Raw genomic sequence first — 18,201 nt, 5'->3', positions numbered from 1 at the left:
AAGAAAAAGTCCTACTTATTTATCTTCAGAATCGTCTGTATCTTCGGTATCACAGCAGCCGCAGTCACAGCTGTCATCAAGTTCAAATTCCAATGGTGTGCCACAATTGGGGCAATCAAGATGTCCGTCTGAAAGGATGTCCTCTGTCAGACAAACCGTTTCATTACAATTAGGGCAAGTGACTTCATAATAGGTGTCATCGTCCTCGTCATCACTGTCATCATCTTCGTCATCTTCGTAGAAATCCTCTTCCAAAGAGCCAAGATCTTCATCGACAGCATCGAGTTGGTCTGCCATATCATTCATGTTATCTTCTGCTTCGGTAATAGACAACGCCATATCATCCAATAAATCAATGATTGCATTAATCACTTTGACTTCTTTTTTATCGGCATCCAATTCCAAACCTTCTGTTAAGCCACGAATATAAGCAACTCTTTCCGTATTTGTCATGATGTGCCTCCTTTTAAATAAATCATTTATTTTCTACCAAAAATAGTTTGGATTACGCGCGCTCCATATATTCACCCGTACGGGTATCAATGCGAATCATTTCGCCTTCATTAATAAACAAAGGAACTTTGATTTCTGCACCAGTCTCCAAAGTAGCTGGTTTTGTCGCATTGGTGGCGGTATCACCCTTAAAGCCAGGATCTGTCTTTGTAATTTTAAGTTCTACAAAGTTCGGCGGCTCAATGCCAAATACATTTCCTTTATAAGAAAGCACTTTGCATTCCATATTTTCTTTTACGAACTTAAATCCATCACCAAGAACATCCTCATTAATCGGGATCTGCTCATAAGTTTCGGTGTCCATAAAATAATAAAGATTTCCATCTTTATAAAGATACTGCATCGGTTTACGCTCAATGTAAGCAGTTGGATACTTATCATTTGGGTTAAACGTTCTCTCTGTTACAGCACCGGTAATCACATTACGGATTTTAGTACGGACAAAAGCAGCGCCTTTTCCAGGCTTTACATGCTGAAATTCAATAATCGAAACGACCTGGCCGTCCATTTCGAACGTAACGCCGTTGCGAAAATCACCTGCAGAAATCATAGATATTCCTCCACTATTTTATTTACTCTTATCAGTTTATATTATTTCCGTGAAAAATTCAAGCTCTTTTTCCTCAAAAGCAGGTTAAATCAAATCTTTTAAAGCCTGCAGAGCCAAAAAATAGCTGGTCTTTCCAAAGCCAGAGATTTGTCCTGCACAAACTGGTGCAATCACACTCAAATGGCGAAATTCTTCACGTGCGTAGATGTTGCTCATGTGGGTTTCAATAAACGGAATTCTTACGCTGCTGATCGCATCGCGTAAAGCATAGCTATAATGAGTCAGAGCTCCAGCGTTGATAATTACGCCATTATAAACGCCGCGTGCTGCATGGATCTGATCAATCAGATCTCCTTCATGGTTTGACTGATAGATATCCAAATCATAGCCCATCTGCCCCGCAAGATCTTTTACCTGCTGATAAATACTTTCAGCAGTTTCTTCCCCATAAACACCTTTTTCGCGGATGCCGATCATATTTAAGTTAGGCCCTAATAAAAACAAAATTTTCTTTTTATTAGCCATTTTCCTCACTCCTTACTGGAAATATACAAGCCATTTTTTCGAAGATACTCTCGAATCCGATTTTCCTTGCTGCGCCGATAAACAAACGAGCGTTTGCTTTCCAGAGTCTGCGGTGTCAAAAGGATTGACCGCAAGCCGGCAAGATTTGCACCAACGATATCGGTGAAGACCTGATCTCCGATTACAACGGTATTATGTCTGGAAGAGTGCAAACGTCTCATAGCAGCAAAATAACTGAAAGGAAGAGGTTTACAACCTAATGACAAAGAATCCAGATAATATTTAGCTGCAAAGGGGGAAACTCGTCTTTTAAAATTATTGGATAGAATGATAATTTGAAAATTATTTTTGAGCATCTTTTGAACCCATTCAATTGTTCCCGGGTATGGTGTTTGCTTACCGGGCGCTGATAAAGTATTATCTACATCCAGGATAATTGATGAGACCTTCATTTTATGAAGGACCTCCGGAGTAATATCCGTCACTTTATCTGCTCCCAAAGTAGGCATTGAATATCTCGTATCTATCAAAGTGGATTCCTTTCTGTCCAGTAAATTTTCGATAAAAAAGCGGGCCTTTTAGGCCCGCTTTCTATTGGATACCTCTGAAACCTACAACGCATTCGGAATAAAATTACCGATACTTGCGTTTACGGGCTGCTTCGGACTTTTTCTTGCGCCGAACAGAAGGCTTCTCATAAGCCTCACGTTTCCGGACTTCTGCGATCACGCCAGATCTTGCGCATTGCTTTTTGAACCGTCTGAGGGCACTATCCAGAGACTCATTTTCTTTAATTCGGATCTCAGCCATTTATTTTCCCTCCCATCCGCTGACTAGGCAGGGGTATTTGTAATCATATTACATGAAAAATATTATACTGATTTTCAGTGGAAATGTCAAGCCTGTATCAGAAGTTTCTGTTGTTCTGTCGAAAAGCGAGCTTTTTGTAAAAACCTGCTTGACAACCTTATCATTAAGTGCTATTATAAAACTCGCGTCGCGGGGGAAAATCTTCACTTGATGACACTTCGCAGAAATAGGGGCATAGCTCAGCTGGTAGAGCAGTGGTCTCCAAAACCACGTGCCGAGGGTTCGAATCCTTCTGCCCCTGCCATTTGGCTCGGTAGTTCAGCTGGTTAGAACGCTAGCCTGTCACGCTAGAGGTCGACGGTTCGATCCCGTTCCGAGTCGCCATTTTGCTGCTATGGCTCAGTTGGCAGAGCACATCCTTGGTAAGGATGAGGTCATGCGTTCGAATCGCATTAGCAGCTCCAATAAAGCCCCAGAATCCATATGGATTTTGGGGCTTTTTGATGTTTATTTTAATTTAAAATACTGAGCTATAAAAGGCAAGAGCAGCTTACCAAAATCTGATAAGCCACTCTTGCCTTTTTGCAAAAAATAGAATTGAAAGAAGGAATATTTCATAACGATCTCAATTTAAATTGAGATCACATGAGCAATCTTATAGAGTTCCATATTAAACTCACGCTTTTTATTCAAAGCTTCTGTAATATCTAAATCAATAATTTTTCCATTTTGCATAACAACGACACGGTTGCTGTTACCTTCATACAGTAGCTTTGCTGCACGATATCCCATTTCGCTTGCTACTAAACGATCCCGCAGAGTCGGAGAGCCACCGCGCTGCACATGCCCAAGAATCGTTACTCTCGTTTCAATTCCTGTTTCATTTTTAATTCGTTTTCCTAGCTCTTCTACCCCACCAACGCCTTCTGCAACAACAATAATAAAGTGGCGCTTTCCAGCTTTCTGTGTAAACTTCATGCGATCCACAATGTCTCGCTGAAAGTCAAAAGGAACTTCTGGGACCAGGATAGAAGTTGCACCTACTGCAATGCCGGACTGCAATGCAAGTTCTCCGCAGCGACGCCCCATAACCTCTACAACACTGCAGCGGTCATGAGACTCTGTTGTATCACGCAGTCTATCAACCATTTCAACGACTGTATTCATTGCAGTATCAAAACCAACGGTATATTCACTGGACGCAATATCATTGTCAATTGTTCCTGGAATACCAATGCAGGGAATTCCAGCTCCCGTTAAATCTCTTGCACCACGAAAAGAACCATCACCGCCAATAACGACTACACCGCTAATGTCGAGTTTATGGCACATATCAGCCGCTTTTTTTACGCCTTCCGGCGTATTAAATTCCGGACTGCGTGCTGTATAAATCACTGTTCCACCACGGTGGATAATATCCGAAACACTCCGCAGATTCATTTCCACTGTATCACCGGATAAAAGTCCATTATATCCCCGTTTTATACCGATTACACGCATCCCCAAATAAAGTCCGGTACGTACGACTGCACGAACAGCTGCATTCATTCCAGGGGCGTCTCCGCCGCTTGTTAAAACTGCAATTGATTTCGCTCCCATTTGGTAGTCCTCCTATTTGCTTTAATCGGTTTTTACTTTACTTTAATTTATTATAATATAAAGTTGTTAAAAATACAACGACTTAAGATATGGATTTTTATCTCTTCTATATAGAAAAATGAATCACTGTTCCACAAAGGCAACATTTTCCTCTCCAAGAAGTCTGCGCAATTCCCGAAGCAAAGGTTCGTTGACGTCAACGGCCATAGATCGAGGTGCTCGGAAAAACTTCTTCTCTTTTTGAAAAACTACATAAAGAGGGACAATGCCATTAAAAATTGCCAGATCTTTTTTTGCCTGAATCCATTTTGGATCTTCTTCCCCTACTACTTTAAGATAAAGCCCGGGTTTGGGATGATGTTTCGAAGAAGGCTCAGTAGAAATTTTGGGCGATTCTGCTAACTTTTCTACTTGGCTTGGATCCGATACTTTTTCCAAAGACTCAAGGATCAACTTTGGGGCTTCATCTTCTCTTGCACTAATTTTTCCATAAATCTTCAAAATAATTCCTTCCTGCAGAAGGGAAAAATTCTCTTCCAAAATTTTTGAAAACACCAAAACTTCAATCGACCCATATAAATCTTCAAACGTTAGAAAAGCAATGGTCGAATTTTTCTTTGTCGTCTTTAATTTTTTGCGGGTAATAATTCCGAGGAGCCATACCATGTCTCCATCATGATACTGACCGCTTTCTTCCTGAAGATCATCTATGATCTCCCCTATTTTGGTGATTCCAGGCTGACGATAGCAATCCGAAAACGGAGACATTGGATGTCCGGAAAGATACATTCCAGTCACTTCTTTTTCCTGAGATAATTTTTCAGAAGCAGAATAATCAGAAACTTTAGGCAAATGAAATTCTTCTTGCTTCTTTTCTTCTCCAAGATCAAAGAATCCGATCTGTCCATCCAGATTTTTTCGGTGATCCGAATCCAAATAAGCTAAAACTGATTCTACTGCCGATGCCATCTGATGTCTATTTCCATCCAGATCATCCATCGCACCACACTCTATCAGGCTTTCCAATGCACGGCGATTTATGAGTCCATAGGTTCTTTTACAAAAATCATAAAAAGAAAGAAAAGACCCATTTTCTTGACGCATTTTAATGATTGTCTCTATTAAGCCGCGACCAAGATTGCGAACAGCAAGAAGACCAAAACGAATATCGTTTCCCGAAACAGTAAATCCAACCATGCTCTGATTAATTCTAGGCGGCAAAACGCGAATTTTTAACCGATCACACTCTGCAATATATTTGGAAAGCTTATTCGTATTATCCAAAACGCTGGTCATCAGTGCTGCCATATACTCTTTTGGATAAAAGCATTTTAAATAGGCAGTCTGATATGCAAGATACGCATATGCTGCCGCGTGAGATTTATTAAACGCATAAGAAGCGAAGCTTTCCATTTCGCTGTAAATTGCTTGAGCCGTCTCTTCCGGGACCCCATTGCGCAGGCATCCGGGAACTTCTATTGTACCGTCCTCCGAAACAAGTCCATGGATAAAAATCTCACGTTCTTTCTGCATGACATCATGCTTTTTTTTGCTCATTGCACGGCGCACAATATCTGCTCGTCCAAGACTATATCCAGCAAGGGAACGAAAAATCTGCATAACCTGTTCCTGATAAACAATACAACCATAGGTCACCTGCAGAATCGGTTTTAAAAGCGGATGGCGATAAGTCACCTTTTCCGGGTGGTGTCGATTTTCAATATAGCGTGGAATTGATTCCATAGGCCCGGGACGATAAAGAGAAATCGCAGCAATCAAATCTTCCAGAGAATCCGGTCGAAGCTGCATAATCATACTGCGCATTCCGGAAGATTCGAACTGAAAAACACCGTCTGTCGCACCAGCGCTAATCATTTGAAACACTTTTTGCTCATCAGTCTGGATTTTATCAATCAAAAAATCCGAATCATGAACATGAATCATTTCGACTGCATCATGAATAACCGAAAGATTCCGCAGCCCCAGAAAATCCATTTTTAAAAGGCCCAGTTCTTCTAGTGTTGTCATCGTATATTGACAAACAACAGAATCCCCATTTTTCGCAAGCGGAACATATTCTGCAATTGGTTGATCCGTAATCACGACGCCTGCCGCATGAGTAGAAGCATTTCTTGGCATTCCTTCTACTTTGCGAGCCATATCAATTAGCTCATGAATCTGCTCATCTGCTTCATATCGTTCTCTCAGCTTCTGAGAACTTTCCAGTGCCTTCTGCAGAGTGATATTTTTCATCTTCTGATCATTCGGCACCAACTTTGCCACTTCGTCTACAGTAGCATAGGGGATCCCCATTGCCCTTCCAACATCACGAATGGAGCCTCTGGCTGCCATAGTGCCGAAAGTAACAATTTGTGCCACATGGTCTGCACCGTATTTCTGAACTACATAGTCGATCATCTCAGATCTACGATCATCTGCAAAATCAATATCGAAATCCGGCATGCTGACACGCTCCGGATTTAAAAAGCGTTCAAACAGCAGATCGTATTTCAGCGGATCGATCCCAGTAATCCCAATACAATATGCCGCTAAACTTCCCGCACCGGACCCACGCCCAGGGCCCACCGGAATTCCGACTTCTTTTGCATGACGAACAAAATCATGGACAATCAAATAATAATTTACATAGCCCATTTTCTGTATCGTGCCCAATTCATATTCGAGGCGCTGTACAATCTCAGGAGCCGGATTTTCTCCATAATGAAGATGAAGTCCTGCATAACATTTTTCCCGAAAATACGTAAAATTCTCTTGCCCATTCGGCGTATCAAAATGAGGCAGTTTTGTCTTTCCGAATTCAAAGGTCACATTACATCGCTCTGCAATTTTATTTGTATTGTCCGCCGCCTCAGGATGATCCGGAAAAAGCGACCGCATTTCTTCTTCCGTTTTATAATAAAATTCCTCGCTGCCAAACTCCATCCCATTTTTATCATCAATCGTATGGTTCGTTTGAATACAGAGAAGGACATGGTGCATTTTGCTGTCTTCTTTTGTAAGATAATGACAGTCATTTGTCACCACTAACGGAATCCCTGTTTCATTCGAAAGGCGAATCAAAAACGGATTGATTCGTTTCTGATCCGGCAAACCATGGTCCTGCAGTTCTAAATAAAAATGATCTTCTCCGAAAATATCAGAATACCGCAATGCTGCTTTTTTTGCTTCCCCATAATCTCCAGCCGATAAAGCACGCGGAATTTCTCCAGCTAAACAGGCAGAAAGCGCAATAATTCCCTCATGATGCTGTTTTAAAAGCTCAAGATCCACCCGCGGCTTATTGTAAAAGCCCTCGATCCATGCGTGGCTGACAAGCGCAATCAGATTCTGATAGCCTGTATTATTTTCACACAGCAGTACCAAATGATAGCTCTGACCATCAAGTTCATTCGTTTTATCAAAACGAGTTCTCTGTGCAACATACACTTCACAGCCAATAATTGGCTTAATTCCACGCTTTTTTGCGGCTTTATAAAAATTAACAGCCCCATACATGACCCCATGATCTGTAATGGCAACCGCTTTATCTCCTCTTTCGGCCGCAAGATCCAGCAGTTGCTCAATCCGACAGGCACCATCCAAGAGACTATATTCTGTATGAAGATGTAAATGAGTAAACAAAAAATGGTACCTCCGATTCTATAAGATCAATGTTTTTGTAATTTTTCCGACAGCTCAATTAGTTTTTGCAAACGATGATTGACGCCAGAACGAGAAAGTGGTGTTTCTAGACTTTGCCCAAGCTCTCGTAAAGAAAGCTCCGGATTTTCATAGCGCTTTTTCGCAAGTTCCCGCAATTCTTCCGGAATAGCAGCCCAGCCGCCTAAATTCAAAAAGCGTTCAATTGCTTCAATCTGCAAAGCCGCAGCAGATGCTGTTTTCCCAATATTGGCCGTCTCAAAATTTGTTTTCCGATTGACATTATTTCGGACCTCTTTGAGCATTTTTGCCTGCATCACTTCCATAGAGGATTGAACAGCTCCAAGATAAGTGAGAAAATCAGAAATCCGATCTCCGCCGGTCAAATAAACGACATAAGCTCCCTGCCGCCTAGAAATGATCGGCTGTAAAGCAAGTTCAGGAACTTCTGCCAAAATTGCGCTCAAGCTTTTTGCAAGGTGAAAATGCGGTACTACAAACTCCAAACGATATTCCTTCTGAGGGTCGACTCCGGTTCCGCAGGAAAGGAAAGCCCCCCGCAGAAAAGCACTCAGGCAGCATTCGTTTTCCAAAACCGCATGATTAAGAAGTAAATGGATCTCGTTTCCATCATGGCCGAACATGTTTAGGATCTTTCGGCGATCTTCAATATCTTCCACTGATACAACGAACGCCGTGTGTTCAGCACGGCGAAGAATTCTTTTCGTCTCGACGATAGCTCCGGATACTTGTGCGATCATTTGTGACGCACAATGCGCAGCGTCAGGACTTTCTGTTGTAAACGAAATTCCATTCAATGAAAAAGAACGGCCAAAGAGCAAAATACCATAGCACTCTGCCGTACGACAGCAGATACGCGAAGTTTTTTGTTTGCTTAGTTCTGATTTAATTGCAGAAGCAAAAGACACGTCCTGCTTCCCTCCTAATTCTTTTGAATATCACGATGATTCACACTAGCATGCATTCCCTGTGCAATCAAATGATCATAAAGCAGCTGTGCAATCGCTACCGAGCGGTGATGCCCACCGGTGCAGCCTACTGCAATGACCAGTTGACTCTTCCCCTCGCTGCAATAAAGCGGCATCATATAATCAATCAAATCGAGCAAACGCTTAATAAATCCCTGCGTTTGTTCCCATTTCATCACATAAGCGCGAACAGGCTCATCGAGTCCATTCAAGTTACGCAATTCTTCCACATAATAAGGATTTGGCAAGCACCGCACATCAAACACCAGATCCGCTTCTGTTGGCATTCCATATTTAAACCCGAAAGAAACGCAATGGATACTCAATGCATTGGAAGCATTGTCAAGAAAAAGGCTGTCAATCCGCTGCTTGAGTTGTGCTGGAGATAAAAGTGAAGTATCGATCAAATAATCCGCACGTTCCCGCACCGGACGCAGAATTTCCCGTTCCAATTTTACCGCCTGCTCAATCCCGTGGGTATCTTCACTCAGAGGATGCTTGCGGCGAGTTTCTTTAAAACGATTCTGAAGAACAATATCGTTCGCATCCAAAAACAGAATTTTATATGGTTTGTTTTCTTCTTTTAAGTTGTCAAGGGCTTCAAAAAGGCTGGAAAACATATCTCCGCCACGGATATCCGTTACCACTGCGACTTGTGAAATCTGAGGCTGTGCCTGCATACACAGATCATAAAAAGGGGAAATTAATTTTGGCGGAAGATTATCAATACAATAAAATCCGATATCTTCCATTGCATGCATCGCACGCGATTTTCCAGCGCCTGAAAGACCGGTAACAATAATAAAATTCATTTTTTCCTCCTCTTTGTGTTCCTTTTTCTAAGAGAGATAGCGGACCTCACATTCCAGAGAAATGCCAGTCTGCTGCAAAACCGTTTTCTGAATTTCTTCAATTAAAGACAGCACATCTGTACAGGTAGCCCCTCCCATGTTGACAATAAAGCCAGCATGCTTCTCACTGACCATAGCGCCTCCAACTCTAGCACCCTTTAATCCGCATTGTTCAATCAAAGTCCCTGCAAAATGCCCCTCAGGGCGCTTAAACGTACTCCCAGCACTTGGTAATTCTACAGGCTGTTTTGCTTTTCTCCGTTTCAAAAGTTCTTCCATCTGCATGGAAATTTGCTCCTGATTTCCTTTCTTTAAGCGCACAACAAGAGAGGTAATTAAACATCCATTCGTCTGATAGGCACTGGAACGATATCCAAGCTCCATTTCTTCTCCCATCAAGAAGCCTGTTCTCCCTGAATGAGTTACATGCGTAGTTGAAAAAAGCACATCGCTCAGCTGACCATCATAAGCCCCCGCATCCATAAAGGCTGCACCGCCGGCAGATCCTGGAATTCCCCATGCAAATTCAAGTCCGGACAGCGAATTTTTACGCGCAAAATTGCAAAGACTTGCCAAAGTAGCTCCTGCTCCGCAATTAATGGTAACAGGATCTGCTAAAGAAATTTTTCGAAAATCTCCATTTAAATTTAAAACTGCACCGCGAATTCCATCATCACTTACCAAAAGATTGCTTCCGTTTCCAAGTGGCAGCAACGGAATTCCCAATGCTCCTGCAGACTTGATCACGTCTTTCAATGCAATAATATTGGAAACCGTAATAAACAAATCCGCCGGACCGCCAATTTGAAAAGTAGTATGGCGACTCATCTGTTCATTTTCTATTACTTCACACCCCACATTTTGGGCCGTGCGTTTTAATATTTCTAGCTTTTCCATCAAAATCCTCCTTCAGATAGGGCATGGTCCTCAAAGACACGGGTATAACACTGCAAATATTTTCTCAATCGTTCTATATTTGAATTAATAATCAGCTCTTCCGGAAAATTCAGTTCTTGCAGTAGTGCTAAAGCCTGCGGAAATTTTCCTACATTCGCCGAAAAATGAGAATCGCTATTCACAACAATCGGTGCTGAATATTTTTTACATAACTGCATAATCTTTTTACAGTTTGAAGTTGACTGTGACCGAACAGAAAAAGTAGCTTCATTTAGTTCAACTAATTTTCCTGCATCTCGAAAAATCGGAATCATCTTTTCGTAGTCAAAAGGAAAACGGGGATCTCCGCAATGGCCAATTACGTTTACGATAGGGTTCTCTGCAATTCCCTGCCATGCGCTTGTTACATCCTTCTGTTTTTCTCCACTTCGAAAGCATGGCGGATGAATGGAGGCAACAACCCAATCCATCCATGGCTCCGCCTCCTTTTCGAGATCAATCTCCCCTTCCATATTGAGCACATTGGTTTCTTGTCCGCGAAGGACTAATATACCATGGTAAAGATGCGGAATTGATCGGAGATTGGAAAAATACCAAGTACCAGCCTTAGGCGCGCCGGGCATCTCCACTCCATGATCTGTAACAGCAATTGCAGAAAGCCCCATTTCAGAGGCTGCGGTCACCATTTCCTGCAAAGTACTATATGCGTGCGTAGAAGCAACTGTATGTGTATGCAAATCAGCGATAATCTTCATTCATTCGTCCTTTCCAATATTTAAAACGACAAATCTAATTTTGTTTCCTTTTGTTTCATCATATCGGGGTCCATTCCAAGATGTTTTAACAATTCCTGTGCCCCATTATATCCCATCTTTTTCTGACGATTATTCATTGCGGCAACTTCAATAATAACAGCAAGATTTCGTCCCGGCTTTACCGGGATTGTCAACACAGGAACTTTTACTCCCAAAAGCTCTGTATATTCATTATCAAGGCCCATTCTGTCATAGATTTTTTCATTGTTCCAAAGTTCCAGATTAATAATCATATCCAATTTTTCGCTCATTTTAACAGCACCCATACCAAAAATGCGGCGGGCATTGATGATTCCAATTCCCCGAAGTTCGATAAAATGACGAATATTTTCTGGTGCCTGACCAATTAAAGTTTCTACGGAAACGCGACGAATTTCTACGGCATCATCTGCAACCAGCCGATGACCGCGTTTGATGAGTTCTACTGCGGTTTCACTTTTTCCAACGCCGCTGTCTCCCACCAAAAGGATTCCTTCTCCATAAACTTCCACCAAAACTCCATGACGCGTAACACGAGGTGCCAGCTCTTCGTTTAAATAAGTAACTAAAGCTGCGACAAGACTGCTTGTCGTATCTGATGTCTCTAAGACAGGAATCTGATAGTGCTTTGTTGCAGCAAGAAGTTCCGGTGCCGGAGTTAAATTTCTCGCAATAATAACAGCCGGCGGCTTAGCTGAAAAAATTTTGTCCAATACTTCTGCTCGGCGCTCCGGTGTACAATCATTTAAAAAAGCAGTCTCGGCATTTCCAATAATAATGATGCGAGTGGTATCATAATACTTATAAAAACCATTGAGTTCCAATCCTGGACGATTCACATCTTTTGAAGAAATCAAGACTTCATCTGGATTACAGGGCATACTAACAATATTCAAAGAAATTTCCTGAATGATTTTTGAAAGACTAACCGTAAAATTTTCTGCCAATCTTAACACCCTCTTTTCCTATTGTAACGTCCTAAAAAAATTATTTTCTAATAAACTTACAATAGATTCATTATATCGCATAGATGGATAAGTTTAAAGTCAAAACCAAAAGATTTTCTTTTAAGAAAACAGAAATCGTGTTATAATGGAAGCGCTTAAAAATAATTCGAAAAATTTTTTGTACATTTAGCATAAATGGAGGACTCCCAATGAGAATTGCATTATTTTCCGGAGCAAGTAATGCGCACAGTGATGCATCTGCATATGTATCAATTCTGAAAAAAAGCCTTTCCCGTGCAGGACACACTGTTTTATTGGTTACCTGCGATCCGGAAGCAGATGATTGTTATACTCAAGATGATACTATTTTTTGTCCCGCAAAGGTGTCTTCAAATTATTATGGGTATTCTGTAAAATCGAGTATGCTTTCTCCGGTTTACGATATTATGGAAGCATTTCGTCCCAACATTATTCACGCAGTAACAGCAGATGATATGGGACTCTCTGCGCTTCATGTAGCCGAAACAAACCAGCTTCCGTTTGTGCTGACTCTTTTGAATCTTTATGATACGACCGAAGATGCTGGTGTCAACCGCATTTATGACAGTCTTCTCAAAATGAAAGCTCGCAGCACTTTACGAAAGCTGTGCACTGCTGCCGATACCATTTGTGTTCCTTCCGGAAAAACAAAAGAGATTCTTCGCAAACTTGATATTCACTGTAAAATGCATCGATCTCCTTTTTGCGTTGATCTTGAGACTTTTTCTCCAATCCACGGAATCGATCTGGAAATGCGTGAGCAGTTGCAGATTCAGCCGGACGAAACTGCATTTGTTTTTGCCGGCAGATTAATGGGAGACTGCGGCGTCAATGAACTACTTCAATATTGGAATTCCAGTGTTTCAGTGCAGGATCGACTTCGCCTGATCATTGCCGGAAGCGGACCTGATTCTGCAATTCTGACAGAGCGTGCCAAAATGCTTGGAATCTCTTCAAAAGTAACTTTTGCAGGAGACCTTTCAAAAGATGATTTGAACCGCTGTTTCTCATGCTGCAGAGCATTTGTCAGTGCCAGCAAGTCTGCCGCGATCAAAGCTTCTCCTCTAGAGGCAATGGCGGCCGGTCTTCCAGTCCTTTTGGAACAAAGCAGTGCGAATGCTGAACTAGTAAGAGAAGGCGTCAACGGATTTTTGTTTGAACACGCCTCTCAGCTGGGCGACAAACTGCGTATGCTGAGCCAGCTTGACTTAGAAGGCGAAGGTCTTCTCCGAAAATTGGTGAGAAGAAGCACGGCAGGATTAACCTGTGAAGCGCTTGCCGCTATTATGGTGCAGGATTATCGAAATGCAATGGAACACCCTCACAGCGCCGAAAAAGCCAATAGTGGTTCCATGCATATTCATCATGTTTCGAACAAGTCACAAAATAATCATTAAACTCAAAGTCGCCGAATTTTCTAATGATTTTTCGGCGGCTTTTCTATTTTTGTAACAGGAGGAATCAAAATGCTAAAAGAAATTGAATCCAGAAGAAGTATTCGAAAATATTCTACCCGCGATGTTACAGACAAACAAATTCTTGATTTAATCGAAAGTGCAAGGCTTGCTCCTTCCGGGGATAATACACAGCCCTGGAATTTTATTGTTGTCCGGTCTGCAGCCATCAAAAATGCTTTAATTTCCGCAGATCATAATCAAAGATGGATGAAAGAAGCACCTGTTCTGTTGGTTTGTACTGCAGATATTACCTGCAGAAAAAAAGACGGTCCCTTTCATCTCGATGAAAACAGCCCAGAACCGGAACTAAAGCAAATTATTCGCGACACTGCCATTGCCATTGAAAATCTTTTACTGGAAGTGGAGCATGATGGCCTTGCGGCCTGCTGGACCGGGTGGTTCGATCAAAAAGACGTCCACCCAATTTTAGGAATTCCTGAAAATCAATATATATGTGGAATTATTCCGATTGGATATTCTGCAGAAGCACGCCCGGCACCTCGTCCTAGAAGGCCTTTGGATACTATGGTTTACTACGACTCATGGGGAAAATCGAAAAAATAAAAAAGCAAGGTCCAACCGATCAAAGGAGCGGTTGGACCTTGCTTTTTCTTAATCTTAGAGTTTATTTTTTGGTCTGTGAATTTGCACTAGCAGCTTTTGCGGCAATTCTCTTCTTTTTCTTATGCTCTTCCCAAGCTACATAAAGTGGGCCAGCAATACAAACAGAAGAATAACAGCCGGAAAGCACCCCTACCATCATAGGCAGCGCAAATGTAGTAACACTAGGTAGATTGAAGATTGACCCTAACACAAACACACAAGTGATTGCAAAGAACGTGCACAAAGCGGTATAAATTGAACGAGTCAAAGTTTGATTCGTACTCAAATCCACTAACTCGGCATAGGAAGCACGCCCTCCCAAAAGTCGACGATTCTCACGAATACGGTCATAAATAATAATCGTATCATTTAGTGAGTAACCAAGGATTGTCAAAGCAACAGCAATAAAGTTATCGTTAATCGGAATCCTAAAAATAATAAATGTGAAATAAATCATCAGGACATCATGCAGTAAAGCAACAATTGCCATCGTTCCGGCAGGAAATCCGCCAATCTTTTTAAAGCGCATAGACACATACAAAACAAGCAGTACTACCGTAATAATACATGCAACAATACACTTCTTAAAGAAATCGCTTCCCATCGTTGGGTTAATGGAACTGGATTCAACAACTGTAAATTGAGAGTCAGGATACTTTTCACTCAAAGCCTGTGCAATCTGCGTCTGTTGATCAACTGTAATATTATCGGTCCCCGCAAAGCTAATTGAAACACTCTTCTGCTGCGATCCTCCAGCCATATCTCCTAAAAGCCGAACCGTCACATCTTTTCCGGTAATATCTTTTGCAACTTGCTCCATGTCATTGGACTGAAGGTCTCCCTGATAGGAATACTTAATCACGGAACCACCTTTAAACTGAATATCCAGTTGTGTGCCAAATATCACGTTACAAATAATTCCAATTGCAAACAAAGAAAGTGAAAAGGCAATATAAATTTTTTTGTTCTCACTAAATCCAATATGGAATTTATAAATTCCAGTAGTCTCAGGATTAGCAGCCAGTTTTTTCTCAGAAACGCCGCCAAAAAGCCAGCGCTTACGGAAACATTTAAAGGAGGACAAAGACTTCGTCATTGTTCGGGTGGTAAAGACGCCGAAGATAAAGTTTCCGATGTTGCCAATCAATAATGTGTAGCCAAAGGAATAAATCGATCCGGTTGTACTTGGACCAAAGAAAGAAGAAAGGATATTCGTTGGGCCAAAGACCAACATCAAAATAACAGATACAATAATTGTGGTAATATTACCATCAAAAATTGCCCAAAAACTATTTTCATCACCGGCACGAATTGCATTGTCTATGCTCTTCCCTGCGCAAATCTCTTCCTTAATACGGGTTGCTGTAATAATATTAGCATCGACGCCCATACCGATGGAAAGAATAATGCCGGCAATGCCAGGTAATGTTAAAGTAAAGCTGTTAATAAATGGGAAGTATCCCGATACGGCCGCAAAGCAAAGTGCGATCTGACCGCATAGAGAAATAATGGCAACAACGCCGGGCAAGCGAAATACAAACAACATAAACAGGCAAATCCCGGCGAACCCGATAATTCCTGCAATCAGCATTGCCTGCAGAGAAGTTGTCCCCAAAACCGGACTGACAGTACTAAAGCTAGTTGTATTCAGCTTAAACGGCAAAGCACCGGAATTGATCTGATTTGCAAGTGTCGAAACTTCTTTTGCTGTAAAAGAACCTTGAATAACGGCTTTTCCACCAGTAATACCAGTTTCTCCATACTTCGTTTTATCTACACTCGCATACGAAATCATGGTATCGTCCATCCAGATGGAAAGTGTAGACCCTTCATTTGCAATTTTTTTCGTTGCATCTGCAAATTTCTGAGCCCCTTCATCCGTAAATTCCAGAGAAACCACATATTCCTGTTTCCCGGTAGACTCATTATTCTGGACTGCAGCACTGGCAGATTTTACGTCTTTGCCTTCCAACAGAATACTGGAAGCCGTTGTGCCAGTCGGACCGGTCTTAACAATATTACCGTTGTCATCCGTAGTCTGATTGGAATATTGATTTCCCTCTCGGAAAGTCAGCTGTGCTGTTGCAGAAAGCTCATTGATTGCTTCTTCCGGATCAAATGTCACTTCTCCATTTTTCCATGGAAAACGAACAATAATCCGTTCATGATTGTAGTCGGCATACAGCTCATAATCTGTAATATTGTTTTTGATTAAACGGGTCTCAATAACAGATTTTGCAGAGTCCATCTGCTCTTTTGTCGCTGTTGTTCCTTCCGTATCCGGAGAGAACGTAGCTTCTACACCGCCGTTAATATCAATTCCCCATCGGATATCTCCAACACCTTTTATGTACGTTGTTGACGTATCTCCATCTAATTTGTACAGGCCAAAAGCAGATGAAAAAGTAAAGAGAAAGATGAGAATTGCGACAATGAAAAACATGGGTTTTTTCACTCGTTTCATATCGCCTGATCCTCCTACATCATTGATTTGTATGACTCACTAAAATAAATTACAAAGCAATTATTTATTGTATAGGAATTCTCTCAAAAAGTCAATTCTTCTATTTTTCAATTTCAAATATACATCTTAAAAAAGTCGGGGACATCTTCTAGAGTCCCCGACTTTTTGTGGCTTTTTCTGTTTTACTGAAAATTCACAGAAAAATATTTATTTGGATTTTAATAGCTTTTTACAAGCTGCAATTTGTACGCAGAGGCACAACAAATCTGCAGCGGTCTTTAGTTCCTCAATCGGTGGGAATGATGGAGCCACTCTAATATTGGTATCCTTGGGATCTTTACCATATGGGAAGGTCGCTCCTGCATTTGTCAAGATCACTCCAGCTTTTTTGCAAAGAGAAACAACTTCTTTTGCACAGCCTTCCATTACATCAAGACTGATAAAATAACCTCCATTAGGATGAGTCCAATCTGCAATTCCTTTTCCAGTGAGTTCTTTATCGAAAGCAGCCTCGACTGCTTCAAATTTGGGCTGCAGAATCGCACGATGCTTTTTCATATGTAATTTTACATGGTCAATATCCTTTAAGAAAGCAATATGACGCAGTTGATTCAGCTTATCAGGACCGATCGTCTGATAAGAAAAATGTTTTCTAAAGACTTCCAGATTTTTTTCACTGGCAGCGATTGCCGCTACACCTGCACCCGGGAAAGTAATCTTACTCGTAGACGCAAAAAAGATAGGCAAATCAACACTATTCAATTTGCGGCACTCAAGCCAAAGATTGAGCAAATGATCGGGCGTATCCGTAAGATCATGTACGCAATAAGCATTATCCCAGAAAATATGGAAATCATCAGCCGCAGGTTTTAGTGCAGCAAAGCGGCGCACTGTTTCATCACTATAAGTAATGCCGGTTGGATTCGAATATTTCGGAACGCACCAAATTCCTTTGACTGTCGGATCATTCGATACCCATTTTTCCACTTCATCCATATCAGGACCAGTAGAAAGCATTGGAATTGAAATTAATTCAAAGCCAAAATACTCTGTAATTGCAAAATGACGGTCATATCCTGGTGACGGGCACAAAAACTTTAAATGTCCCTGTTGACTCCACGGCTTGCAGCCTTGAAATCCATGTGTCATACAGCAGGAAATCGCATCAAACATCATGTTTAAGCTGGAGTTTCCCCCGACAATAATATTATGATCATCCATTCCAAGCAAATTGGCAAAGAGGTTTCTCATTTCGGGCAAACCGTCTGCAACGCCGTAATTGCGGCAATCCTCTCCGCTGGAAGCTTTCATATTTGATTTGGAATTCAGTAGATCCAGCATCTCCATAGAAAGATCCAGCTGCGCAGTGCTGGGCTTTCCGCGTGCCATATTTAAATTCAAATGCTGATCTTGATAATTCTGATATTTTGCCATCAGGTTGTTATAAAGCTCTGATAACTCTTGCTTAGACATTGACTGAAATTCCATCAAAGCATCTCTCCC

16 protein-coding genes and 3 tRNA genes are annotated in these 18,201 nt (G+C 41.5%); 5 read left to right on the top strand and 14 right to left on the bottom strand.

The window, feature by feature from the left end; translation table 11 throughout:
* Positions 1–15: 15 nt before the first annotated feature.
* The 5 genes from OP489_RS05650 to rpsU all read right to left on the bottom strand — a co-directional run bounded on the left by OP489_RS05650 (position 16) and on the right by rpsU (position 2,398).
* Positions 16–453 carry a CD1247 N-terminal domain-containing protein gene (locus OP489_RS05650; RefSeq protein WP_266163349.1) on the bottom strand — a complete coding sequence of 146 codons (438 nt, stop codon included), beginning with the start codon at positions 451–453 and terminating at the stop codon, positions 16–18.
* Positions 454–505: 52 nt separating this feature from the next.
* Entirely contained in the window at positions 506–1,063 is a 558-nt protein-coding gene (gene efp / locus OP489_RS05645) for an elongation factor P (protein WP_180340816.1), read from the bottom strand.
* Between the two features lie 84 nt (positions 1,064–1,147).
* Positions 1,148–1,588 carry a type II 3-dehydroquinate dehydratase gene (gene aroQ, locus OP489_RS05640; RefSeq protein WP_266163348.1) on the bottom strand — a complete coding sequence of 147 codons (441 nt, stop codon included), beginning with the start codon at positions 1,586–1,588 and terminating at the stop codon, positions 1,148–1,150.
* Between the two features lie 5 nt (positions 1,589–1,593).
* A complete protein-coding gene (locus tag OP489_RS05635) occupies positions 1,594–2,118 on the bottom strand; it encodes a YqeG family HAD IIIA-type phosphatase (RefSeq protein ID WP_323135426.1) in 525 nt (174 codons plus the stop codon).
* A gap of 103 nt (positions 2,119–2,221) precedes the next feature.
* Complete coding sequence (rpsU, locus tag OP489_RS05630; protein WP_180340819.1) at positions 2,222–2,398, bottom strand: 30S ribosomal protein S21; 177 nt, start codon at positions 2,396–2,398, stop codon at positions 2,222–2,224.
* A 228-nt stretch (positions 2,399–2,626) separates the two neighbouring features.
* On the opposite strand from rpsU, the gene OP489_RS05625 reads away from it, so the two are divergent.
* From OP489_RS05625 to OP489_RS05615, 3 genes are all read left to right on the top strand, one after another.
* Positions 2,627–2,702 (top strand) — tRNA-Trp (locus tag OP489_RS05625).
* Positions 2,703–2,705: 3 nt separating this feature from the next.
* Positions 2,706–2,782, top strand: a tRNA-Asp gene (locus OP489_RS05620).
* A 4-nt stretch (positions 2,783–2,786) separates the two neighbouring features.
* Positions 2,787–2,862, top strand: a tRNA-Thr gene (locus OP489_RS05615).
* A gap of 166 nt (positions 2,863–3,028) precedes the next feature.
* Here the strand turns inward: OP489_RS05615 and pfkA are convergent.
* The 7 genes from pfkA to hprK form a co-directional block, all read right to left on the bottom strand.
* A complete protein-coding gene (pfkA, locus tag OP489_RS05610) occupies positions 3,029–3,997 on the bottom strand; it encodes a 6-phosphofructokinase (RefSeq protein ID WP_266163347.1) in 969 nt (322 codons plus the stop codon).
* A gap of 123 nt (positions 3,998–4,120) precedes the next feature.
* Complete coding sequence (locus OP489_RS05605; protein WP_266163346.1) at positions 4,121–7,639, bottom strand: DNA polymerase III subunit alpha; 3,519 nt, start codon at positions 7,637–7,639, stop codon at positions 4,121–4,123.
* Between the two features lie 26 nt (positions 7,640–7,665).
* The gene (whiA, locus tag OP489_RS05600; RefSeq protein ID WP_266163345.1) at positions 7,666–8,586 is read right to left on the bottom strand and encodes a DNA-binding protein WhiA; all 921 of its coding nucleotides are present in this window, start codon (positions 8,584–8,586) and stop codon (positions 7,666–7,668) included.
* A gap of 14 nt (positions 8,587–8,600) precedes the next feature.
* Positions 8,601–9,458, bottom strand: a complete 858-nt coding sequence (gene rapZ, locus OP489_RS05595; protein WP_266163344.1) for an RNase adapter RapZ — start codon at positions 9,456–9,458, stop codon at positions 8,601–8,603.
* A gap of 27 nt (positions 9,459–9,485) precedes the next feature.
* Positions 9,486–10,394, bottom strand: a complete 909-nt coding sequence (gene murB / locus OP489_RS05590; RefSeq protein WP_266163343.1) for a UDP-N-acetylmuramate dehydrogenase — start codon at positions 10,392–10,394, stop codon at positions 9,486–9,488.
* Positions 10,394–11,149 (bottom strand): phosphatase, encoded by a 756-nt coding sequence (locus OP489_RS05585; RefSeq protein ID WP_266163342.1) that lies wholly within the window; start codon positions 11,147–11,149, stop codon positions 10,394–10,396. Before OP489_RS05585 ends, murB begins: the two co-directional genes overlap by 1 nt.
* Before the next feature lie 20 nt (positions 11,150–11,169).
* Complete coding sequence (gene hprK, locus OP489_RS05580; protein WP_266163341.1) at positions 11,170–12,135, bottom strand: HPr(Ser) kinase/phosphatase; 966 nt, start codon at positions 12,133–12,135, stop codon at positions 11,170–11,172.
* Between the two features lie 209 nt (positions 12,136–12,344).
* On the opposite strand from hprK, the gene OP489_RS05575 reads away from it, so the two are divergent.
* Positions 12,345–13,571 (top strand): glycosyltransferase, encoded by a 1,227-nt coding sequence (locus tag OP489_RS05575; RefSeq protein ID WP_266163340.1) that lies wholly within the window; start codon positions 12,345–12,347, stop codon positions 13,569–13,571.
* Between the two features lie 69 nt (positions 13,572–13,640).
* Complete coding sequence (locus OP489_RS05570; protein WP_266163339.1) at positions 13,641–14,195, top strand: nitroreductase family protein; 555 nt, start codon at positions 13,641–13,643, stop codon at positions 14,193–14,195.
* Between the two features lie 61 nt (positions 14,196–14,256).
* Here the strand turns inward: OP489_RS05570 and secF are convergent, their stop codons facing one another.
* Both secF and OP489_RS05560 read right to left on the bottom strand, forming a co-directional pair.
* Positions 14,257–16,698 (bottom strand): protein translocase subunit SecF, encoded by a 2,442-nt coding sequence (gene secF / locus OP489_RS05565; RefSeq protein ID WP_266163338.1) that lies wholly within the window; start codon positions 16,696–16,698, stop codon positions 14,257–14,259.
* 207 nt (positions 16,699–16,905) lie between these two features.
* The gene (locus OP489_RS05560; RefSeq protein WP_266163337.1) at positions 16,906–18,186 is read right to left on the bottom strand and encodes an aminotransferase class I/II-fold pyridoxal phosphate-dependent enzyme; all 1,281 of its coding nucleotides are present in this window, start codon (positions 18,184–18,186) and stop codon (positions 16,906–16,908) included.
* Between the last annotated feature and the right edge of the window lie 15 nt (positions 18,187–18,201).

Origin of the sequence: Caproicibacterium sp. BJN0003, assembly GCF_026314295.1 — a bacterium.
Taxonomy (GTDB): domain Bacteria; phylum Bacillota; class Clostridia; order Oscillospirales; family Acutalibacteraceae; genus Caproicibacterium.
Note: the sequence above shows the minus strand (reverse complement) of the source record. Positions and strands in the feature narration are given on the sequence as shown.

What these genes read in the sequence shown, in the direction of transcription:
- aroQ (WP_266163348.1), bottom strand. Translation starts at nt 1,588, where the DNA reads ATGGCTAATAAAAAGAAAATTTTGTTTTTATTAGGGCCTAACTTAAAT.
- rapZ (WP_266163344.1), bottom strand. Translation starts at nt 9,458, where the DNA reads ATGAATTTTATTATTGTTACCGGTCTTTCAGGCGCTGGAAAATCGCGT.
- rpsU (WP_180340819.1), bottom strand. Translation starts at nt 2,398, where the DNA reads ATGGCTGAGATCCGAATTAAAGAAAATGAGTCTCTGGATAGTGCCCTC.
- OP489_RS05570 (WP_266163339.1), top strand. Translation starts at nt 13,641, where the DNA reads ATGCTAAAAGAAATTGAATCCAGAAGAAGTATTCGAAAATATTCTACC.
- murB (WP_266163343.1), bottom strand. Translation starts at nt 10,394, where the DNA reads ATGGAAAAGCTAGAAATATTAAAACGCACGGCCCAAAATGTGGGGTGT.
- efp (WP_180340816.1), bottom strand. Translation starts at nt 1,063, where the DNA reads ATGATTTCTGCAGGTGATTTTCGCAACGGCGTTACGTTCGAAATGGAC.
- OP489_RS05575 (WP_266163340.1), top strand. Translation starts at nt 12,345, where the DNA reads ATGAGAATTGCATTATTTTCCGGAGCAAGTAATGCGCACAGTGATGCA.
- pfkA (WP_266163347.1), bottom strand. Translation starts at nt 3,997, where the DNA reads ATGGGAGCGAAATCAATTGCAGTTTTAACAAGCGGCGGAGACGCCCCT.
- OP489_RS05585 (WP_266163342.1), bottom strand. Translation starts at nt 11,149, where the DNA reads ATGAAGATTATCGCTGATTTGCATACACATACAGTTGCTTCTACGCAC.
- secF (WP_266163338.1), bottom strand. Translation starts at nt 16,698, where the DNA reads ATGAAACGAGTGAAAAAACCCATGTTTTTCATTGTCGCAATTCTCATC.
- OP489_RS05650 (WP_266163349.1), bottom strand. Translation starts at nt 453, where the DNA reads ATGACAAATACGGAAAGAGTTGCTTATATTCGTGGCTTAACAGAAGGT.
- OP489_RS05560 (WP_266163337.1), bottom strand. Translation starts at nt 18,186, where the DNA reads ATGGAATTTCAGTCAATGTCTAAGCAAGAGTTATCAGAGCTTTATAAC.